This window comes from Neobacillus sp. 19, assembly GCF_049463095.1.
Taxonomy (GTDB): domain Bacteria; phylum Bacillota; class Bacilli; order Bacillales; family Cytobacillaceae; genus Neobacillus.
Genome location: NZ_JBMPZU010000058.1, coordinates 185,120 through 201,061, shown reverse-complemented (window position 1 = coordinate 201,061; position 15,942 = coordinate 185,120). Strand labels below are relative to the sequence as shown.

Genomic DNA, 15,942 nt, shown 5'->3' with positions numbered 1-15,942 from the left:
TGGTCGGGGAAGGTGGATAAGATGGATGTAAAACCAGGAATGAAAATCGCCATATTTCTGGTATGGCTGCTGATGGTTCCATCAGGATTGTGGTACACCTATAACACTTATCCCCCTAATATCTCTGGGCAGTGGATAGATTTATTGGCTTTTCTCCTATTAACATCAATCGTGGCATCCATGCCGATTGTGATTAATAATATGTTTATTTTTTTAATCCAGTGGGTAGCTCTTGCTACCTTTTTGCGCTTTGGATTATTTGTCGAAATTATATTTGCCCAAATTGCTGTCGTCGTTTTGCTGCTCAAGTTAAGGATTCTCCGAAAGGCTGAATTATTCCGGCTGCCGCTAAATTTAAATATGTTTTTTTTAGTTTCCTTTATCAGCGGGATCCTCTATTATGCCCTTGGAGGGCAGACAGGCCCAAGCCTAGCAAACGACACCCGCTCACTATGGCTTGCCGTTTTGTATGTCATCGTTTATTATTTGTTAAACCAAATCATTATTTCCTGCAATCTTTATTTTATTTATAGAGTGAAAGAATCCTATTTTGGCAAAGATCTTTTCGTGGAGACGATTACAACATTAATCACAATGCCAATTGGCTTAGTATTGTATATTCTATATAATCAGGTAGGGTTGTTGGCTCTCCTGTTTGTGGGGATTCCATTCGTTAGTCTGTCAATTGTCTTCAATCTCTATTATTCTAGTGAAAAAATTAACGAATATTTACAAAAGGCAACGGAAATTGGTCATCAACTGGCAGAGCAGCTGCATGTAAATGCCGTTCTAGACTTGTTTATTCAAAAGCTCAGTGAGATGCTTCCGGTTGACTATGCTTATATACTTGAGGCTAAAGGCGATGATCTTACATTAATTCGCCGGATCGAGTCGGGGACAGTTATGCCAAACGAAGTCCTTTCTTTGAAAAAAAATGAGGGGATTAGCGGGATGGTTTGGTCGAAACAAAAAGCCTTCTTATTTGCCTCTAGGAAAGAATGGCAGCAGTTTGATACCAACACGATTCCAAATGATGTGGAAAGTATTTTAGGGGTGCCAATTGTAAGAAGTAATAAATTAATCGGGGTATTACTGCTTGCCTCTAAGAAAAAACGCGCATATGAAAAATCGCAACTAATGATTATTGATATACTTTGCTCCCATTTTGCTGTTGCAATTGAAAACGCAAACAATTTTGAACAAACCAAAAGGCAGAGTGAACGCTGTGCCTTAACTGGCCTTTATAATTATCGCTATTTTGAAAATTTGTTAACCGAAGAATTTGAGAAACTGACTCGTTTCCATCGGCAAATGCTCTCATTAGTCATCTTGGATATTGACCACTTTAAACAAATTAATGACAGGTATGGCCATCAGAGCGGAAACGAAATCCTCCGTGAACTCGCCGACAGGCTGCGTAAGCTTGTCGGAGACCGTGGGACAGTAGCACGCTATGGCGGTGAAGAATTTGTCGTACTCTTACCAGACCTGTCTAAAGAAGAGGCCTACAAAATGGCCGAGCAAATCAGACAAATGATTTCCAATTGGCCATTTACCTTGCAACAAACCATGGATCTGGACAAACCGCAGCAAAAGGTCATGATCACTGCATCGATTGGAATAGCGACTGCCCCAGAAGATGCGGAGGATTCGTTGGCATTGATCAGGCACGCAGACAGGGCGCTTTATGTTGGGGCGAAACGCGCTGGGAGAAATCGGGTTGCGGAGTATTCGTCGTGTTAACTAAAATTAATAAGAGGTGAGAAGCAAAATTTGTTTTAAAAATTGCTTCTTACCTCTTATTTACTCTTAGGAGTCTCTAATATTCATAATTAACATTATTATGAACTTTATCCGACCACTCAAGATTAACTGAAGGAGGGATTCCACACGCCTTGGCCCAGTCGCTATCTGACATACTACCTTTCACTACCAATATGCCCCCTTTATAATGCACCTTTTGGGCACTGAAACTTCCTTTTACACACATCTTTGAGCCGGAATAAAGAAATAATTGCTTAGTTATTGTAGCATTACCTTTTACATATACTGTGGACTGAGTAAGTGATAACTGACCTAATACAGTAAGATTCCCCATTGCTTCTATAGCTACCTTATTGGCATTCTGAACATTTCCCCCGATGGTTATGCTTTTATCAGAATGAATATTCATTAATGTCATATTATTAGCGTTTGCTGGTGTATCGAATGTTAAATCACCGACAGAAAAAATTGTTTTGGTACTGGTATTATTTAGTTTATCAGTAAAAGATTTCGTTGGACTTGAAACGGATATTGATCCGCAAGCCCCAATCGAGCTGGGGTCTTTACAATAATTAGGGAATTTTGGATCATTGGGTTTTGGTTCAAGAATGCTATTAAAAGTTGGTGCTATATAATCTGAACCACTGGAATTATTTAATCCACTAATTATCGGTGCAAAGTTCATTTCCGTACTAAGAGTTGTTGTTTTCCCATTTTCATTTCCTACCACTTTAAGTAGAATTTTATTTTCTTTTGTGTCTTCAAAATAATTTATTTCAGAAATTGAATAGGAAGAATTGGGTTTTCCATCAATAATAACTTTAGATTTTTCAGATGCAATTCCAAGCTTAATAGCTTCTTTCATTTTGGAAACACCAAGCTTTACGTATTCATCATTGGATTTTAGAGACCCTTTCAACCGATCATCAGCAATTTGTTTTTTTACTTCATCATTTATTGTTGCTATTTTTGCCGCATAAACATTTTGAACAGCTACCTGATAATAGGTTATTCCCATTTCAGCTAAGGCAACTGACTGTGAACTTTTTTCAACCACTTGGTTTTGTTTCGCACTGCTAAAGGCCTGGCCCATAAAGGAAAGCATAATAATCATAAATATTACAATAATTAGTAATACAGTCGGCAGTGCATAGCCCTCTTCTTTTTGAATATTAAACATTAAATACCACCATCCTTTAATCGATAGAGAATTGTATCAACTTCTACTTTATTCTTAGGATCCTTTTTTTCGTAGATGGTTACTGTTAAGTTTAAATCTTCAATGTCAGGTTCTACTTCACCGTCTATTGAATGGTCAAATGAAATACAAAAGTCAGGATAATTAAATTCCACGGTTTGGGTGGTGTCATCTTGCTTAGTAATCGAAACCGTGATTTTACAGGTGGAGGAACTGATTTCATACAATTTCGAAGTCTGATGAATTTTCTTTAAATTTGTAATTAAAAGGTTAGCTTCTTGTTGCATTGTATTTTTTGTAACGGACTTTTCCGAAAATTTCATGCCTTGAAAAAATACATTCCAAATAATGATGCCGATCAAGGAGAGAATGGCTAATGTAACTAATAATTCTATTAGTGTTATACCCTTTTGGTTTTGATGCAATAAAACCATCTCCTTTCTAAGAGATAATGTATCCGTTTGTTTCACTTATAATGTTTTTCCGTTTATTTAATAGTTCAATCTGAATTAGACGTGTTTTGATAGGAGTAGATACGAGATCAGAATTAATTTTTATTTTAATATTTACATCATAGCTTCCTTTCACCGTTTTAAAATAATAGAATGTTGAATCTGTTTTATAATAACCAGGAATAACACTGACTGTTCCCTTTTTGAGATTATCGGTGACATTCGGTGAATTTTGCCACTCAATTAGAATTTCCTTTGCTGTATTGATAGCTTGGGTCTTATCAATATTTTCATTATTCATAAATCCCATTTGTGGGAAAAAGCGCATAAAAGATAAAAAAATAATCGATAACAACACTATTGATATTAGTACTTCTATTAAGGTTACTCCTTTTTCATTTCTGGTATTTTCCATATAACCATCCCTTCTAGGGTGTAATTTGATATTATTAAAGATAATAAGTAGTTAAAATATCTTAAACATAATTCTAGGATTTATGACCCATAAATATTTTCCAACTTCTTTTAAACTTACTAAAAGTATTATACAATATATAATAGACGAATTTTGTCTAATTTTTGAAGAAATCACCAAAAAAATTACCTTTTTTGAAAGAATTTGTAGTTTTATAGTAAAAAAGAAATAATAAGGGATGTGGATGAATGCAAGCGATTATATGGGCCATAAGTTCTATGGCTGCACTTATGTTAATCATATCTTTTCTACCATTAGGATACACCTTAAAAGGAAAGTTTTTAGTTGTATTTGTTAGTTTTATTTTATCACTGGGCGGTCTAGCTGCGGCTTCTACCTTTCCAATGTGGCAAACAGCTTTAATGCTGTTTGGACTTATCTTTTTTACATCATATTTTATGAATAACCGAATGGATACTTTAATTGTCAAAGAAGGCCCTGTGTGTGATGATCTATTAGAAAAACCGTTTGATTATCAGAAGGTTGAAAGTCATACAGTTGATAATTTACTTAAATTAGAAGAGGAATTTGCATTGTCTGATTCAGCTTATATTAATATTGAAAAAGAATCCGTAAGTGAGAATGGTTCTTCCTCGTTATCTGCAAATCTAGAATTACGGGATAATAACCCAGAAACAATTAATGAAGATGTGTCATTTTTGCTAGAAAGAAATACAGAAGTAGAAGTTATCGAGCATTTAGACGACAAAGGATTGAATAACGATTATTTATCAGATATTGAAAGCTTACTAGAATTAGAAGCGGAGAAAGAGCTGGATAAAGTAGTAGATAGGGAACCTGTAAGCTTACAAAAGTAATTTGTTTCAGGGGGGGCAAGGAGTTTGGGTAAAAATCAGCAAATGTTCAAATTATTTGTTGTATTGTTCATCTGCACAGCATTTATTTTTAGTTTCTCCCTTTATGGGGCTAAGGCATATGAAAAAATGACAAATATGGATGGGAAATACACCGATGGAACCACAATCGGGTCGTTAAATGTTTCAGGAATGAGTGAAGAAGAGGCAAAAAGTTTGCTAGAGGAAAAGTATCTTAATTGGCTTCAAGAAACCACGATACAGCTGCAATATGGAGAAAAAGAGGTTCCATTTGATTTAAACCAATTCCATTTAGATTCACAACAAACAGTTAGTTCAATCAAGGATGGGCAAACCAATCCTGCATTCATTACAGTTGATCAAGTACAGGTTGAAGATCAGGTAGAAATTCTGTTTCCGCAAATAAAAAGCAATGAGCTTGACTTAGAAAAACTTATGAAAAATTTAAATGAAACTGCATCTCTATTTAAGGCAGGTACGTACACCTTTAATCTTTATAATGATTATTTATTAGCAGAACATAAAAAGGATGTTGTGCTTAATGTGGCGGTTGTTGAAATGAACGATGTGCCAGTTGATTTACAAACTGTCATGGAGAAAAAATCTTCAATTGAAATCCCAGAAGAATCAACGTTTTCCCTGTTGGAGTTTGCGAAGGAACAAAAAATTGGAAGTGCTGATTCTCTTAACCTGCTTGCAACCGGAATTTATCAGGCTATTTTGCCTTCTAATATGTCTATTGTTGAACGAAATATTGGAAGTTCACTTCCTAAATATGTTAAGTTAGGCTTTGAGGCTAAAGTGAATCAGGCGAAAATGGCTGATTTTATCATATCAAATCCAAATAAAGCAAAGTACCTTCTAGAATTAAAGTTGGAAAACAACCAGCTTAGGGTTACTTTGAAAGGTGAAAAGTTTGTATACGAGTATAAAATTACTACAAAAGATGAAAAGAAGTTAAAATCTAAGACCATTATTCAATACAGTCCACAACTTCTTCAAGGTCAAACGAAGATTCAAACAAAAGGAGCAGAAGGACAAATTATTAAAATTTACAGGGAAACCTATCAAGGAAACCAATTGCTAAAAACTGAATTGATTTCAGAGGATTATTATCCCCCAGTTTTCCAAGTGGAGGTTCACGGGCTGGTGGGAAGTCAGCAAGGTTCGACCCAGACTACTGGAATAGATGGAACCCAGCAAGGGACAACAAATAGAAACCAAACAACTACTAATTCTGAAGTGAATAGCAATCAAACAACGTCACCGACTGAAGCGGGGCAACAGAATTCAAATGACAGCGACCTATGGGGAAAGCCAAATGAACAACCAAAATAAAAGCAGGGGTTTTAAATGAGGCAAATACGAAGACGACTAGGTGATTTGTTAATTGAAGAAGGATTAATTACACCGGAACAGCTTGAATCAACATTAAATCAAAAAGACTCGGGACAAAAACTTGGCGATGCCCTTATCCAACGAGGGTATATAACAGAACAGCAATTAGTGGAAGTGCTTGAATATCAACTGGGGATTCCACACGTCAGCCTGTTTCATTATCCCTTTGATACGAATTTATATTCGCTGATTTCCAAAGAATCAGCAAGAAGGAATTTAATCATCCCTTTAAAAAGGGAAGGAAATAAGCTATTCGTTGCCATGGCGAATCCGATGGACTTTATCGTTATTGACGATCTACGCTTATCGACAGGCTTTCAAATTGAACCGGCAATAGCTACGAAGGACGATATTTTACGGTCTATCAATAAATATTATGATGTCGACGATGGCCTTGATGAATTACTTGATGAGCTGCCTCAGAATGACAGGGAAAGAAATGATGATGTAACAGACCAGAATTCACCGATCGTTCGTCTCGTGAATCAAATTCTGACGAATGCTGTAATTCAACGGGCCAGTGATATTCATATTGACCCGCAGGAGACAAAAGTGGTGGTGCGCTACCGGATTGACGGGGTATTGCGGAATGAAAAAGTTCTTCCGCGTCATATGCAAAGTGTGTTAACAGCGCGAATTAAAATCATGTCCAATCTGGATATTACTGAGCATAGGATTCCACAGGATGGCCGGATCAAATTAAATCTTGATTTTCATCCTGTCGATCTCCGTGTTTCCACCCTTCCAACCGTTTTCGGCGAGAAGATTGTTATGCGTCTCCTTGACATGGGTTCAACATTAAATGATATAAACAAACTCGGGTTTAATGCGCTAAATATGAAAAGATTTAACGAAATGATTGAAAAACCAACTGGAATTGTGCTGATTACTGGACCAACCGGCTCCGGTAAATCATCTACCCTTTATGCGGCACTCAATAAACTAAACAGTGAAGCCGTTAATATTATTACGATTGAGGATCCTGTTGAGTATCAATTGGAAGGCATTAACCAAATTCAAGTGAACACAAATGTCGGTATGACCTTTGCTGCTGGATTACGATCGATTCTTCGCCAAGATCCCAACATTATCATGGTAGGGGAAATCAGGGATAAGGAAACAGCTGAAGTAGCAATTCGTGCCTCCTTAACCGGTCACTTGGTATTAAGCACCCTTCATACGAATGATTCGATCGGAACTGTGACAAGGCTGATTGATATGGGAGTTGAACCGTTTTTACTTGCCTCCTCCTTAAGCGGTATTGTTGCCCAGCGCCTTGTACGAAAGGTGTGCCGTGATTGTGCCGAGCTTAAGGAACCTTCAAAGCGAGAAGTGGAGATTTTTGCAAGGCGTGGAATGAAAATTGAAAAAATCTCTCGGGGAAAAGGCTGTTCTTCCTGTAATATGACAGGCTATAAAGGCCGGATTGCCCTTCATGAGGTACTAGTTATTAATGAAGAAATGAGCCGGGCAATGATGAATGGCGAATCCTTTCAAAAGTTAAAGGAAATGGCCGCAAAAAATAAAACGATCTTTTTACTTGATGATGGCTTAATCAAAATAAAACAAGGGTTAACAACCACCGAAGAGGTTTTAAAAGTAGCAATTCTGGAGTAGGAGAACATTCATATGAAAGATAAAATTGACGCAATCTTACGGGCTGCTATTGAATACAAAGCATCAGATGTGCATTTAACAGTCGGTGTCCCTCCGGTGTTGCGAATTAATGGTGACCTTAGACGGTATGGATCCGATAAATTAATGCCGGACGACACTGAGGGAATGGCGAAAGCAATCATCCCAGATGATTTGTGGGAAAGATTTAAGAGTAAAGGGGAGCTTGATTTTTCCTATGGTGTACCTGGTGTGTCACGTTTTCGTGTCAATGCCTATCACCAAAGGAAAAGTGTTTCAATTGCATTGAGGACAGTTGCTTCAAAAACGCCGACAATAGAGGAGTTGGATTTACCACCCGTTATCTCAAAGCTTGTTGAAAAGCCGCAAGGTCTGATTCTTGTAACCGGGCCTACCGGTAGCGGTAAATCGACTACATTAGCCTCAATGATTGATTATATGAACAGAACAATGCGTAAGCATATCATTACATTAGAGGATCCAATCGAGTATCTTCATCGACATGGGACTTCGATTATTGATCAACGAGAAGTCGGGTTTGATACAAATAACTATGCCAGCGGCTTAAAGGCGGCATTACGGCAAGACCCTGATGTCATTCTGGTTGGAGAGATGCGTGACTTAGAAACGATGTCTATCGCGATTACCGCGGCAGAAACTGGTCACCTTGTGTTAGGAACGCTGCATACATCGAGTGCACCAACAACGATTAACCGGATTATAGATGTTTTCCCATCGGGACAGCAGCCGCAAATTCGTATCCAGTTAGCGTCTGTATTGGTTGGGGTAATTTCTCAACGATTATTCCCTACTGCTGATAAAAAGGGCAGGAAAGCAGCAACAGAAATTTTGGTAAATAACGCTGCCATCGCCAACCTGATTAGAAATGAAAAGATTCATCAAATCCAAAGCACTATGCAAACGTCCCGCGCCCTAGGGATGCATACGCTTGAAATGAGTATCCGAGACCTTATAGAGAGAAACATCATTCAAAAGGAATCGGCTGTACAATATCTACAAGAAAAGATGTTAATGAATGGCTAGATTTAAATACGCCGGACGAGATCGAAAAGGGAAACGGCAGGGCACCGTTAACGCAGGTTCCAAACGGGAAGCGATGATGAAGTTAAAGGAAGATGGGATTCGTGTCATTGAAATGACTGAAGTTCCCGAAACGCTCTTGACAAAAGACATTACACTTGGAAATCCGGTAAAACTGCAGCATTTTGTCATCTATTTAAGACAATTTTCAACGTTAATCAAAGCGGGGGTAACAGTTGTTGATGCTACGGCAATATTAGCTGTTCAAACCGAAAGTAAAGCGTTAAAAAAGGCATTGCTTAATGTGGAGCAGGAATTACGAGAAGGTAATCCTCTTTCAGAAGCCGTAGCAAAACACAAGAAAATATTTAATCAAATGTTTATTAACCTTGTGAAAGCAGGAGAAGTCAGCGGTAATTTAGATGAAACGCTTGATCGGTTAGCAGAGCATTTTGAAAAACAACATTATACCAGACAAAAAATTGTTTCTGCTCTATCCTACCCAGCAGTTGTGGGAGTAATTGCAATTGCAGTTGTAATTTTCTTACTGGTAGCGATCGTACCAACGTTTGTAACAATGTTTGATGATTTGGGCGGGGAACTGCCGGCAATCACAAAATTTGTTCTTGCGGCAAGTGGTTTTATGCAGAAATTTTGGTGGCTAGTAGTAACTCTATTCATTGCAATAGTGCTATTTATTTCATATATTAAAAAAAATTCTAAGACCAAATATTATTTAGATTACTTCTTGTTGAAAATGCCTATATTCGGGAATCTTTTACAAAAAGCAGCACTCGCTAGAATGATGAGAACACTTAGTTCTTTATTTTCAAGTTCAGTTCCGATTCTTCAAGCTATGTCAATTGTTGAAAAAGTCGTTGAAAATGAAGTACTTGCTAGGATAATTAGAGAGTCAAGAGATTCACTTGAAAAAGGTCGCTCGATGACAGAACCAATGCAAAAACACTGGGCATTCCCGCCATTGGTTACGCAAATGATTGCAATTGGGGAAGAGACTGGTGCTTTAGATGCAATGCTCGCAAAAATTGCTGAATTCTACGAGAAAGAAGTTGAAACTGGCACTGATAGACTCAAATCATTGATTGAGCCATTAATGATTGTGGTTTTAGCTAGTCTCGTGGGCACAATTGTTACATCAATAATGGTTCCAATGTTTGATATGTTTAACCAATTTCAACAATATAACCAATAAGACTTCAAAAAGACATATTTTTAATGAAAAGATGACAAAATACCACAAAATCCTCTTTTCTAATCCTTGTAAATTAATGTATAATACAAGAGACTATTTTAATAGGTTAATAGAACTATAGGGAGATGAAATTATTGTTTCAAACGTTAAAAAATAAACTCAAAGAACAACGAGGATTAACATTGATTGAATTACTTGCTGTAATTGTTATTTTAGGTATTATTGCAGCAATTGCAATTCCATCAATAATGGGACTAATTGATAATTCCAAAAAAGATGCACACGTTTCAAATGCAATTCAAATGGTGAATTCAGTAAAGACCGCTGTCGCAGCTGATAAAAGCTTACTGCCAGATAAAAATCCTGTTTATTTGTCATTAGATTACCTAGTGGAAAAAGGTTATATTGAAGAATTTAAGGATCCTGATACTAATGGTGAATACGTTACAGTAGAGTATGATGAAACTGCTGCTTTACCTGCTACAATAGATACAGGATCTTATGTGAAAATTGAAAAAAAGGGTAATACACTTGTTTATAGTGTTCGATTAGTTGGAGGAGAAAGAAATATCCCTGAAACTTCTTCTACAGCATTAGAAAGATCTATAGTTGGTAAAAATCCAGATAAGCCAGTTACTACAAAACCAGAGGGGACCTAAAATAACTGTAAAATTTTTCAATTGAATTATTTATAAGGAGATGACAGAATGTTACAAAGATTAATGAAAAAGCTTAAAGACCAACGAGGACTAACACTTATTGAACTACTAGCGGTAATTGTTATTCTTGGCATTATTGCAGCTATTGCAATTCCATCAATAATGGGGTTAATTGATAATTCCAAAAAAGATGCCCATGTAGCTAATGCTCAACAGATGATTAATTCAACAAAGATAGCTGTTACAGCTGATAAGTCTTTATTACCAGTGGATACCAAAGCGATAGTAATTCCACTTAGTTATTTAGAGAAGGAAGGATATATAGAAGAGTTAAAAGATCCGGACGGGGATTTAGAATCTTATGTACGTAAGACTAAGGTAAGTGATACTACAGGTCCAGTAACAATTTCACAAGATGCAACAACCGCAGGTCCAACAAATGATTCTTATGTTTTAGTGAAGAATAATGGTGGGAAATTATCATATAGTGTAAGACTTGTAAATGGAAAACGAGGAGTAAAAAAATCACCGGACGACGCAGTTCTTGAATCTAATTTAACAAGATCAAATGTAAGATAAGGTTAATATGTTTACATTCTATTTATTAATTTTAGGTCTTGTATTTGGTTCCTTTTTTAATGTTGTAGGCCTTCGGGTCCCTTTGAAAAAATCAACTGTTGCCCCACGTTCTGCTTGTCCTACCTGCGGGCATCAGTTGAAACCATATGAACTCATCCCTGTAGTTTCTTATATAATTCAAAGTGGAAAATGCCGCGGCTGTCAGTCGCGGATTTCTCCTATCTATCCGATATTTGAATTACTTACTGGATTACTGTTCATGACGGCACCATTAGTTATCGGGTGGTCTGGAGAATTAGTGGTGGCACTTACGCTGATCTCAATGTTTATGATTATCGTGGTTTCAGATATTCACTATATGATCATCCCTGATAAAATTCTGATTTGGTTTGCAGGGATTTTTTTATTGGAACGAATTGTTTGGCCGCTGAACCCTTGGTGGGACAGCCTTTTAGGGGCTGTTACAGGATTTGTTCTTCTTCTCCTCATCGCTCTTGTCAGTAAAGGCGGAATGGGCGGTGGCGATGTGAAACTGTACGCAGTACTTGGATTAGTTTTAGGTGTAAAACTAGTACTTTTGTCCTTCTTCCTTTCAACATTATTAGGAGCCGTTATTGGCGGCTTGGCTTTACTTTTGAAAATTGTTAAAAAACGGCAGCCGGTGCCATTTGGTCCATTTATCGCTGCTGGAACATTGATAGCATATTATTGGGGATCGGAAATTATTGACTTTTATATACAATTCCTTCATCAAGGATTTTAACTAAGGGGTTTTTTACTATGGCTTTTTCCCTGTTTACTTCTAAAAACCGAATTATTAACTTGGTGTTAAATGACCATTCCATTCGCCTGCTTGAGCTAAAGCAGGTAAATCCGCCAACAGCACAGCGCTGGTATGAGCGCTTTCTGCCGCCGGGAATTATTAGTGATGGGAAAATTACAGATATTGAGTCCTTGTCGAATATTTTGGAACAGTGTATCGATGAATGGAAGATTCATAGACGACAGGTTCGTTTCATCGTACCCGATCAGCTTGTCATCATTCGGAAAGTTTCTATTCCAGCTGAAATCCAGGATGATGAAATGCAAGGCTACCTGTATTTAGAGCTAGGCTCAAGCATCCATTTACCATTTGAAGAACCGGTATTTGATATCTATCCATTAGGCAGTGATGGCAAAACAAGAGAACTGCTCTTATTTGCTGCACCAGAACAAAATGTGATGGAATATTCTAATCTGCTCACTAAGCTCAAGCTCAATCCGGTTGCGGCCGATATTTCACCGCTTGCCTTGTACCGGCTATATTATCAGCTTGATCATGCTAGTGATAGCGAGGTCTTGTTTTCCGTCCAGTTTGACATGACTAGTGTTAATTTGTGCATTTTTGAAGAAAACGTTCCATTAGTTATGCGTCAGTTTGCCTTGCCATTTAATGTAGATCTCTGGGATATTAAAACAGATTTATCGGGGGCAATTGTTTACAAATATACAGGCGATACAGATGAGCTTGTGATTCAGTTTGAAGATATTTTTAGAGAAATCAATAAGTTAGTCGATTTTTATCGATATGCCCTTCATAATGAAAACCAAGATATATCTAAATTTCTATTAAACGGCGACCATCCCATGCTTCATGCAATCCATGATGAAATGCAAGAGCGATTTGAAACGCCTGTTGATGTGATTTCACTTGAGACAGAAACTAAAGGAAAAATAGACAGAACGCCTATTAGTCAATTACTTCCTTTAGGACTCGCTTTAAAAGGGGGGCAATAATGTTAGTTGAAATTAATCTTCTTCCCCATAAAGAACCGAAGAAGCTTAGCTTTATTATTACTTTGTCTAGTATTGTTGCACTCTTGTTAATTGCGGGTGCCTATTATTTTTGGCAAATCAATGTGACAAAGAATGAAGTTGCTTCTTTAGACAGACAAATTACGATGACAAAAAAGATTACTCAAAGAGAAGAGCAAAATAGTCAATCGGTGGAAGCAGCCAATTCAGTAAGTCAATTAAAGAGTGCCATCCAGTGGGCGGATGATTACCCGATTCAAACGATTCCTGTAATGCGTCACCTAACCTCTTTACTGCCTGAGCGTGGATTTATTCAGAGCTTTGGCTATACAGAAGAGGGAACGATTACGTTATCCGTCCAATTTGATAGTGCTAGAGAAGCTGCCTACTTTTTAGATAATCTAAATAAGTCAAAATGGATTGCGGAAGCAAGTTTAAGTTCACTTGCTGCAGCGGCCGATCCGGCAGAGGATGCAACAACAGGGACTGTTAATCAAACAAATACAACAGCAACTGATTCTCAAGCAAATACAACTGGTTCGACAGTAAACACCACAAATCAAACGTCTACACCAAACCAGACTCAAACCGGCCAGAATACAACCGGAGTAACAGCAAATACGGGAGGCCAGACGAATAGTGCTTCCGGAACAACTTATACGCAAAACAATACCGTTAATACAACAACTAATACAAATACGGTAAATAATACTGGTACGACAACAGTGGGCACGATAGTGAGTAAGAATTCCAATATTCTTCCACGCTACACCGGTCAATTTGAAATTAAGCTGGATAAAGAGTTTGTGAAGAAAAATATTAAGAAGAGCAAGAAGAATGAGAAAGGAGTGGCTGGATCATGAAGCTTCTTTCCTCAAAAAGAGACAAACTTATTGTTGGAGCCGGCGCACTTTTGTTAGTTTTACTCATCGTCTATGCTCAGTTCTTTTCGCTTACACCATTGAAATCTGATTTAGGGATAAAACAGCAGGAATTAACTAGTGAACAAAAACTATTGGATATCCTTAGTCAAAAGAAGGCTAATGATTCGAAGAAAACGGCTGAGGATACTCGGGAATTACAGAAGATATTACCCGTGAAGCCCTTGCAGGAACAGTTAATTTTAGACTTAGAAAAGGCGGAGAACCTTTCAAATAGCAAGATTAGTTCGATGGGTTTTTCAAAAGACGCTGATGCCAATACAGCTGTTGAACAAACGGATGCGAATGGTCAACCAACAGCTGAAAACCAAGCTGCCAATCAAGGTGCTACAACGCAGGATGCAGCTGCCGGACAATCGGCTCAACCTGTTGCCCTTAAAAAGCTGACGGTTTCGTTAAGTGTCGAATCACCAACCTATAAGGATTTCGAAAAGTTTATTGAAACGTTAGAGTCTTTAAAGCGGATTATCGTGGTAGAATCGATTAGTTATTCAGGTGGGCAGGAGATTACCAGTTTGGATCAAGAAGACCAGCCACTCAGTTATAGCCTGACAATATCCGCTTTTTATATGCCTAGTTTAGAGGACTTGGCGGCAGAACTGCCAACAATCGATGCACCGGCACCGGCGGGTAAAGATAATCCATTAAGCCAGTTTCCGGCTACCGCAAAAACGCAGCCATAATTAACAACATGACGAACGAACAAATAATTTGGCGAAAGTCTACGATAACAAGACGACAAAAGTCTTGTTATTTTTTTTTGCCTTTATGATAGGATGAAACCAATTACCTTCGGAAGAGAGAGGAGTACGGGTGAGTGGACAAGCCTAATAAAGGCAATACGATTAAGATTAAATTGAATGGAGAAACAAGAGACTTTCATGAAGAACCGAAAAAAAAGGAGCCGGAAACCACGATCGAGCCTATGACGAGAGTGATTAAAATAGATTCGAAAAGAATAGATTCGGATGCTCTTTTAGAGACGGCGGCAGCTCAGGAATCTGCCGAAGAGAGCTTTGACTGGATTCTTCCGGAATCCTCTGAAAATGATATAGAAGAATTTAAAATCGTCAGCAGCAATACGCCTAAGAAGAGCGGCCTCCCTAAAATTGCATCGTTTACATCCAATTCTAAAATAAAGAATGGCGGGCCATTCGGATCCATCGTCTTTTCAGGGATTTTCGCCATCCTGATTGGGACAACGATAGGTGTTGTGATGCTAAAGCTGGTGATAACAGGACCTACTGATAAGAAGGTTGTAACGGATATACCCGTCGTGGCAGAAAAAGGGGATACGGGAAAAAAATCTACTGCTGCGAAAACAACAACTACTGTTCTCAGTTCATTAACATCCAATGTCATTCAGGGGGGGAAATATACATCTAAGGATGGCGCCAAGGAAGCTTTGACTGACTTAACTAGTAAAGGAATCCCGTCACAAATAGTAGAAATAGAAGGAAATCAGTTTATTTTTCTAGGGATAGCGGATTCAATTGAAACAGCCAAATCCTTAAGTACTCAATATAAAGAACGGGGTGTCGAGGGGGCATTTGCCAAGGCACTATCATTGGATGAAAAGAAAGTTTCGGATATTTCTAGTAAAGAGAAGGACTTTCTAGACACGATCCCAACGATTTACCAAACTCTGTCCTCAGCATCTTCAAGTGCCCTTATAACGAAGGCAATACCTGAAGAGGATGCTAAAGAAATAGCAAGCATCGATCAACAATTAGACGTAAGCGGAATTAAAAATGAAAAGGTAAAAAGCCTTAAAGCTGAATTATCTAATGCTCAAGAAAAGCTTAAAGCGTTCCAAAAATCAAAGGATACAAAAAGCCTTAATGAAGCACAGCAGCATCTATTAAATTTTTTATCAACCTATTATTCACTGTAATCGACACATCTAGCTATTTTCCAGGAAATTTTATAAGAATAACTTTTTGCCTGCCCAATTCTT

At 37.8% G+C, this 15,942-nt stretch carries 16 protein-coding genes; 13 read left to right on the top strand and 3 right to left on the bottom strand.

Annotated elements, in window-relative coordinates; all coding sequences use genetic code 11:
• The first annotated feature begins 21 nt into the window (after positions 1-21).
• Complete coding sequence (locus ACO1D1_RS18755) at positions 22-1,743, top strand: sensor domain-containing diguanylate cyclase (protein ID WP_423336687.1); 1,722 nt, start codon at positions 22-24, stop codon at positions 1,741-1,743.
• A 76-nt stretch (positions 1,744-1,819) separates the two neighbouring features.
• On the opposite strand, the gene ACO1D1_RS18750 is transcribed toward ACO1D1_RS18755, so the two are convergent.
• Genes ACO1D1_RS18750 through ACO1D1_RS18740 form a run of 3 tightly spaced genes read right to left on the bottom strand, consistent with a single transcriptional unit; the run spans position 1,820 to position 3,829 of the window.
• Entirely contained in the window at positions 1,820-2,944 is a 1,125-nt protein-coding gene (locus ACO1D1_RS18750; protein WP_423336686.1) for a hypothetical protein, read from the bottom strand.
• Positions 2,944-3,387 carry a type II secretion system protein gene (locus ACO1D1_RS18745; protein ID WP_423336685.1) on the bottom strand — a complete coding sequence of 148 codons (444 nt, stop codon included), beginning with the start codon at positions 3,385-3,387 and terminating at the stop codon, positions 2,944-2,946. Before ACO1D1_RS18745 ends, ACO1D1_RS18750 begins: the two co-directional genes overlap by 1 nt.
• A gap of 16 nt (positions 3,388-3,403) precedes the next feature.
• A complete protein-coding gene (locus tag ACO1D1_RS18740; RefSeq protein ID WP_423336684.1) occupies positions 3,404-3,829 on the bottom strand; it encodes a type IV pilus modification PilV family protein in 426 nt (141 codons plus the stop codon).
• A 248-nt stretch (positions 3,830-4,077) separates the two neighbouring features.
• Here ACO1D1_RS18740 and ACO1D1_RS18735 point away from each other — a divergent pair, with 248 nt between their 5' ends.
• The 12 genes from ACO1D1_RS18735 (at position 4,078) to ACO1D1_RS18680 (ending at position 15,879) form a co-directional block, all read left to right on the top strand.
• Positions 4,078-4,707, top strand: a complete 630-nt coding sequence (locus ACO1D1_RS18735) for a hypothetical protein (RefSeq protein ID WP_423336683.1) — start codon at positions 4,078-4,080, stop codon at positions 4,705-4,707.
• A 24-nt stretch (positions 4,708-4,731) separates the two neighbouring features.
• A complete protein-coding gene (locus ACO1D1_RS18730) occupies positions 4,732-6,063 on the top strand; it encodes a VanW family protein (RefSeq protein WP_423336682.1) in 1,332 nt (443 codons plus the stop codon).
• Positions 6,064-6,078: 15 nt separating this feature from the next.
• Positions 6,079-7,740: a GspE/PulE family protein gene (locus ACO1D1_RS18725; protein WP_423336681.1), complete on the top strand. Its 1,662-nt coding sequence runs from the start codon at positions 6,079-6,081 to the stop codon at positions 7,738-7,740.
• Between the two features lie 12 nt (positions 7,741-7,752).
• Positions 7,753-8,802, top strand: a complete 1,050-nt coding sequence (locus ACO1D1_RS18720) for a type IV pilus twitching motility protein PilT (protein ID WP_423336680.1) — start codon at positions 7,753-7,755, stop codon at positions 8,800-8,802.
• A complete protein-coding gene (locus ACO1D1_RS18715; RefSeq protein ID WP_423336679.1) occupies positions 8,795-10,012 on the top strand; it encodes a type II secretion system F family protein in 1,218 nt (405 codons plus the stop codon). The genes ACO1D1_RS18720 and ACO1D1_RS18715 overlap by 8 nt, the downstream gene beginning before the upstream one ends.
• A 134-nt stretch (positions 10,013-10,146) precedes the next feature.
• A complete protein-coding gene (locus tag ACO1D1_RS18710) occupies positions 10,147-10,671 on the top strand; it encodes a prepilin-type N-terminal cleavage/methylation domain-containing protein (RefSeq protein ID WP_423336678.1) in 525 nt (174 codons plus the stop codon).
• Positions 10,672-10,719: 48 nt separating this feature from the next.
• A complete protein-coding gene (locus ACO1D1_RS18705; RefSeq protein WP_423336677.1) occupies positions 10,720-11,250 on the top strand; it encodes a prepilin-type N-terminal cleavage/methylation domain-containing protein in 531 nt (176 codons plus the stop codon).
• Between the two features lie 7 nt (positions 11,251-11,257).
• On the top strand, positions 11,258-12,013 hold the full coding sequence (locus ACO1D1_RS18700) for a prepilin peptidase (RefSeq protein WP_423336676.1): 756 nt from the start codon (positions 11,258-11,260) through the stop codon (positions 12,011-12,013).
• A 17-nt stretch (positions 12,014-12,030) separates the two neighbouring features.
• Entirely contained in the window at positions 12,031-13,026 is a 996-nt protein-coding gene (gene pilM / locus ACO1D1_RS18695; RefSeq protein ID WP_423336675.1) for a type IV pilus biogenesis protein PilM, read from the top strand.
• Positions 13,026-13,907: a PilN domain-containing protein gene (locus ACO1D1_RS18690; RefSeq protein WP_423336674.1), complete on the top strand. Its 882-nt coding sequence runs from the start codon at positions 13,026-13,028 to the stop codon at positions 13,905-13,907. Before pilM ends, ACO1D1_RS18690 begins: the two co-directional genes overlap by 1 nt.
• The gene (locus ACO1D1_RS18685; protein WP_423336673.1) at positions 13,904-14,668 is read left to right on the top strand and encodes a pilus assembly protein PilO; all 765 of its coding nucleotides are present in this window, start codon (positions 13,904-13,906) and stop codon (positions 14,666-14,668) included. The genes ACO1D1_RS18690 and ACO1D1_RS18685 overlap by 4 nt, the downstream gene beginning before the upstream one ends.
• A gap of 134 nt (positions 14,669-14,802) precedes the next feature.
• Complete coding sequence (locus ACO1D1_RS18680; RefSeq protein ID WP_423336672.1) at positions 14,803-15,879, top strand: hypothetical protein; 1,077 nt, start codon at positions 14,803-14,805, stop codon at positions 15,877-15,879.
• The last annotated feature ends 63 nt before the right edge of the window (positions 15,880-15,942 follow it).

Coding starts and splice junctions, on each gene's coding strand:
- ACO1D1_RS18755 (WP_423336687.1), top strand. CDS start 22: ATGGATGTAAAACCAGGAATGAAAATCGCCATATTTCTGGTATGGCTG.
- ACO1D1_RS18750 (WP_423336686.1), bottom strand. CDS start 2,944: ATGTTTAATATTCAAAAAGAAGAGGGCTATGCACTGCCGACTGTATTA.
- ACO1D1_RS18740 (WP_423336684.1), bottom strand. CDS start 3,829: ATGGAAAATACCAGAAATGAAAAAGGAGTAACCTTAATAGAAGTACTA.
- ACO1D1_RS18735 (WP_423336683.1), top strand. CDS start 4,078: ATGCAAGCGATTATATGGGCCATAAGTTCTATGGCTGCACTTATGTTA.
- ACO1D1_RS18725 (WP_423336681.1), top strand. CDS start 6,079: ATGAGGCAAATACGAAGACGACTAGGTGATTTGTTAATTGAAGAAGGA.
- ACO1D1_RS18720 (WP_423336680.1), top strand. CDS start 7,753: ATGAAAGATAAAATTGACGCAATCTTACGGGCTGCTATTGAATACAAA.
- ACO1D1_RS18715 (WP_423336679.1), top strand. CDS start 8,795: ATGGCTAGATTTAAATACGCCGGACGAGATCGAAAAGGGAAACGGCAG.
- ACO1D1_RS18705 (WP_423336677.1), top strand. CDS start 10,720: ATGTTACAAAGATTAATGAAAAAGCTTAAAGACCAACGAGGACTAACA.
- ACO1D1_RS18700 (WP_423336676.1), top strand. CDS start 11,258: ATGTTTACATTCTATTTATTAATTTTAGGTCTTGTATTTGGTTCCTTT.
- pilM (WP_423336675.1), top strand. CDS start 12,031: ATGGCTTTTTCCCTGTTTACTTCTAAAAACCGAATTATTAACTTGGTG.
- ACO1D1_RS18690 (WP_423336674.1), top strand. CDS start 13,026: ATGTTAGTTGAAATTAATCTTCTTCCCCATAAAGAACCGAAGAAGCTT.
- ACO1D1_RS18685 (WP_423336673.1), top strand. CDS start 13,904: ATGAAGCTTCTTTCCTCAAAAAGAGACAAACTTATTGTTGGAGCCGGC.